1 protein-coding gene is annotated in these 794 nt (G+C 34.0%); it reads right to left on the bottom strand.

The window, feature by feature from the left end:
• Positions 1-312: hypothetical protein (locus Q4Q40_RS23290; protein WP_303304464.1), on the bottom strand; the 312-nt coding region annotated here is incomplete at its 3' end.
• Positions 313-794 lie beyond the last annotated feature (482 nt).

The raw sequence follows: 794 nt of genomic DNA, 5'->3' as shown, positions 1-794 counted from the left end.
GGCTACCGGAAGGGAGACCACACCACTGCCAACAGTAACTACGCCTGTGGATGCTATAAGATTATCGGGAGCACCCCCGTTGTCATCATAGACCGCCATCTTTACATTGCCACCAGTATCATTGCCTATTAAATTAATGGAATTTAAAGTGCCTGCCTCGGCAAGCGTGTACTTAGCGCCCAAAAGAAAGTCGGCCGTTTGATTACCTGCACTATAATCTGCAGTAAGGGCTTCATTACCAATGTTACAGTCTTGTGAATAGATGTTGGTAAAAAACAAGATGAGGATTAAAAAAGTAAATAACTGTTTCATAATTACTGTTGTTTGAAGATTAATTAATTTGTTTGATATTTAGTTTTATGTGTTTGTTTTTATTGGGCACCTCGATTGAAATCGGTGCAGGCAATACCATCTTTGATACTTATTTAATTAAAGAGACCACTATTTTTTTTGAAAGTGATTTTATTTCATTGAAGTTATCCCTTCTACTATTTTAAGCTATAAACTTATTTTACTTTTATAATTCAAACATCTTGAGTCGCCGTAGGTCATCATTAGGTTTACCTTTTCTTTATCCCATAACATGAGTATGCAATAAAAGGTTGAAATTTGGGTAAACGCATCGTTTATACTTCGATATGAGAGAATAAGATGTATTCTATAGTAATTAATACAATAACAAAACAAAATCGGGTGGTATAATTTCAAAAGAAATTACGCAATTAATTGATGTGTAGTGAATTACGCATTAAAAAACATTAATTAGTTTAGGTGTTTGGGCAATCTACAAACCT

It is taken from the genome of Flavivirga jejuensis (assembly GCF_030540765.1).
Lineage (GTDB): Bacteria > Bacteroidota > Bacteroidia > Flavobacteriales > Flavobacteriaceae > Flavivirga > Flavivirga jejuensis.
This window is presented reverse-complemented; position numbering and strand designations above follow the sequence as displayed.